Origin of the sequence: Vibrio sp. 10N.222.52.B7 (assembly GCF_041474275.1) — a bacterium.
Lineage (GTDB): Bacteria > Pseudomonadota > Gammaproteobacteria > Enterobacterales > Vibrionaceae > Vibrio > Vibrio crassostreae_C.
Genome location: NZ_JBFRTU010000141.1, coordinates 3,176 through 7,279, shown reverse-complemented (window position 1 = coordinate 7,279; position 4,104 = coordinate 3,176). Strand labels below are relative to the sequence as shown.

Genomic DNA, 4,104 nt, shown 5'->3' with positions numbered 1-4,104 from the left:
CTCAATACGCCCACCAGTGCGCGAATTATGTTGTGGGTGATCGTTCTGTTTTTTATTGCTGCTATTGGGTGGTCTGCATGGGCAGAGATCGACAAAGTTACCGTTGGCCAAGGCAAAGTGATCCCCTCCTCTCAGATCCAAGTGGTACAAAACCTTGAAGGTGGCTTGGTTAAAGAGATCTTAGTTAAAGAAGGCCAACGCGTTCAAAAAGGTCAACAACTGCTGTTAATCGATGACACACGATTCCGTTCTGACTTCCGCGAACGTGAACAACAAGTCGCGAACTTGACCGCCAACGTGTTAATGCTTTCCGCTTCCCTGACCAGTGTTGTCATCAACGAAGAATTCTCTGAAAAAGAATGGAAGAAAAGTGTCACTCTCGATTATGGCAAGCTTGCGTTCCCACCTAAATTCTATGAACTTCAACCTCAACTGGTTAATCGTCAAAAAGCAGAATACCGTCAAGATCTCAATAATCTGAGAAACCAGCTTTCCGTTTTTGATCAACAAGTTGAACAGAAACAGCAAGACCTAGTTGAGATTAAAGCGCGTGTTCGAAACCTAAAACAGAGCTACCAGTTTGCTCGCCAAGAACTGGATATCACCAAACCTCTCGCCGATGAAGGGGTGGTACCACGAATTGAATTACTTAAACTGCAAAGACAAGTGAACGACACTCGCCGAGAAATGACTTCGAGCGAGCTAAAAATTCCTCTTTTACGCTCAGCAATCAAAGAATCCATGCTCAGCCGTATTGACGCCGCACTGAACTTCCGCTCCGAACAACAAGAAAAACTCAATCAAGCCCAAGACAAGCTCTCTGCAATGACCGAATCTGCCGTTGGCCTAGAAGACAGAGTAAACCGTACCGTGGTGGTTTCTCCTGTAACAGGCACCGTTAAAACATTGGGTATTAATACTGTCGGCGGGGTTATCCAACCGGGTATGGACATCGTTGAGATTGTACCAACAGAAGACTCTCTATTGGTTGAAGCGAAAATCGCCCCGCAAGATATCGCGTTCCTACGCCCAGAATTGACTGCCATCGTTAAATTCAGTGCTTATGACTTCACTAAGTACGGTGGTCTAGAAGGCGTGTTAGAGCACATCAGTGCCGATACCACTCAAGATGAAGAAGGCAATAGCTTCTATATCGTGCGCGTGCGCACCGAAAAACACAATTTTGGACAGAACGAAGAGTTGCCAATCATTCCAGGTATGACCGCCTCTGTCGATATCATCACGGGTAAAAGAACCGTGCTTGAGTACATGTTGAAGCCACTATTAAGCGCTCAAAACAATGCACTAAAAGAGTAAGGACGTTTGATGTTTGATAACGCCTTTCAATACACAGCAAATAGACAAGAGCAGAGGCTATGAAGTCTCGGATTTCGCTATTGCTGCTGGTCCTCACCTCTTTCACCTCTGTGGCGCTCAACAAGAGCGACCAACGGTGGATAGATGCAGTGACCAAAACCTACGGCGATAGAGCCGGAAAGCGAGTGGCAACATGGCGCTCAAATATGACGTCATACGACGGATTAAGTGAAAAAGAGAAGCTCAGGTCGGTGAACCAGTTCTTCAACCAGATGTACTTTGTTGATGACAACATACTGTGGGGAAAGAATGATTACTGGGCAACACCACTGGAATTTTTAGGCAGCAACGCCGGTGATTGTGAAGACTTCACAATCGCAAAATACTTCTCTTTGCTTGAACTGGGCGTCCCAGATAAGAAATTACGATTAGTGTACGTAAAAGCACTGGAACTAAACCAGTTCCACATGGTGTTGGCTTACTACTCAACACCGAGTGCAGAGCCATTAATTTTGGACAACTTAAACCCTGAAATTAAACGCGGTTCCAAACGCCCAGATCTACGACCAATTTACAGTTTTAACGGTAAAAACCTTTGGTTGATCAAGTCGGCAGCAGGCAGCGGCAAATTGGCAGGGAAATCTTCAAGATTGAGCTTATGGAACGACTTACGTTCACGTGAGCGCTCTCTAAAATTAAACAAACCCATTATCAATTACGATGAGTAGGTACAATGACTTTATATAAACAGCTTGTGGTCGGGATGGTTGCAGTGTTCATACTGCTGATGACGTCAGTTTTTATGATCGAATTCAATACCACCCGTGGATACTTAGAGGAGCAGCAACGCTCTGAGGTAAGTAATACCATTAATACTGTTGGACTGGCTCTCGCCCCTTACCTAGAAGAAAAGGACAAGGTGGCAGTGGAGTCTGTTATCAACGCCCTGTTTGATGGCAGTTCTTACTCAGTCGTTCGATTGATCTTTCTCGATAGCGGTGAAGACATTCTCCGCTCATACCCTGTAAAGCCAACTGGCGTACCAGAGTGGTTTACCAACCTAAACCTGTTCGAGCCTGTTCATGACCGCCGCGTGATCACCAGTGGCTGGATGCAATTGGCCGAGGTCGAGATCGTAAGTCACCCAGGCCCTGCCTACGATCAACTTTGGCAAGCATTCATCCGCTTACTGAGCATATTTGGCACGATCTTCTTGCTCGGTTTGGTGTCTATCTCTTGGATCCTTAAGCGCGCTTTACGCCCGCTCTCGTTGATCATTACCAAGATGGATCAGATCGCCAAGAATCAGTTTGGCGAACCTCTGGCTCGTCCAAAGACAAAAGATCTCACCTTGGTTGTCGATGGTATCAACCACATGTCGACTCAAGTTGAACTGGCATTTAAAAACCAAGCGAAAGAAGCTCAGAAGTTACGTGAAAGAGCATATATCGACCCTGTATCTCAGCTAGGTAACCGTGCTTACTACATGTCTCAGTTAACTCAATGGTTAGAGGAGTCGAGCTTAGGTGGTTTAGCGGTACTTAAAGCGGAGTTTATCAGTGAAGAGTACGATGAAAAGGGCTATCAAGAAGGTGATGCCTTGGTTCATCAACTGGCTGAACAGCTGCAAGCTTCAATTTCATCTCCAGATATCACCATCGCTCGTATTTCTAGTGACGAGTTCGGTTTCATCATGCCAAACATTGATGAGAGCGAACTGAAACTTGTCGCGAGCAGCATCGTAAACTGTATCCAGAGCCTAGGTTCAGACCCAACAGGCACTGCGAATCCACATATTGCTCTTGGTGTGACCTACAGCAACAAGCGTAAAACCAGTACTGAAATCATGTCGCTGGTGGATAACGCACTCTCAAGTGCCAAGGCGAATCGAGAACTTGCTTACGGCTACGTAACCGCAGACGATCACGGCGCAGTGATGGGCAAACAACAATGGCGTATGTTGGTTGAAGAAGCGATCATCAACGACCTCATTACCTTCCGTTTGCAGGCTGCAAACAATGCCTTTGGTAAAACGTATCACCAAGAGGTGTTCTCTGCGATTGAAAAAGATGGCGTGCGTTACGGTGCTAACCAGTATCTATACGCGCTAGAACAGCTTGAAATGAGCCACATTCTCGACCAATACGTTATTGAGAAGATGGTTGAAAAGCTCAATGCAAAAGAAGTAACCAGCCCAGTCGCTATTAATCTCTCGCCAAGCAGTATATCTCAACCAAGCTTCATCCGTTGGATCGGTAAGACGCTTGAACAGAATGCTTCAATCGCTCACCTGTTGCACTTTGAGATTCCAGAAAACTGCTTCATCAACGTTCCGCACTACACGGCACTTTTGTGTAACACCATTCGCAACGCTGAAGCGGTGTTTGGTGTCGATAACTACGGACGTAACTTCCAATCACTGGATTACATCAACGAATACCGTCCAAGCTATGTGAAGCTAGATTACCTGTTCACACATAACCTTGATGACGAAAAACAGAAGTTTACCTTAACGTCGATCTCTAGAACCGCTCACAACCTAGGCGTCACCACCATCGCGTCTCGAATAGAAACTCAGACTCAGCTAGATATTCTGTCTGATAACTACGTAGAAGTGTTCCAAGGCTTCATTGTTGATAAATAGTTGTAAGGGTTATATCACATGCAAGATCCACTATTGAACTCACTGATCTACGTTAGCCGGTATTACGGGTTAGCTAACTCGCCCGAAGCGTTGATCAATGGGCTACCACTATCCGATGGAAAGCTAACCCCTTTCCTATTCCC

3 protein-coding genes are annotated in these 4,104 nt (G+C 45.8%); all 3 read left to right on the top strand.

All coding sequences use genetic code 11. The features are described from left to right. A partial coding sequence (locus AB4512_RS21745) for an HlyD family type I secretion periplasmic adaptor subunit (RefSeq protein ID WP_372175626.1) occupies positions 1–1,317 on the top strand: 1,317 nt, incomplete at its 5' end. Positions 1,318–1,376: 59 nt separating this feature from the next. After that, positions 1,377–2,045: a transglutaminase-like cysteine peptidase gene (locus tag AB4512_RS21740; RefSeq protein ID WP_019823329.1), complete on the top strand. Its 669-nt coding sequence runs from the start codon at positions 1,377–1,379 to the stop codon at positions 2,043–2,045. A 5-nt stretch (positions 2,046–2,050) separates the two neighbouring features. Then, positions 2,051–3,961, top strand: a complete 1,911-nt coding sequence (locus AB4512_RS21735) for a LapD/MoxY N-terminal periplasmic domain-containing protein (protein ID WP_017061208.1) — start codon at positions 2,051–2,053, stop codon at positions 3,959–3,961. Positions 3,962–4,104: the final 143 nt, after the last annotated feature.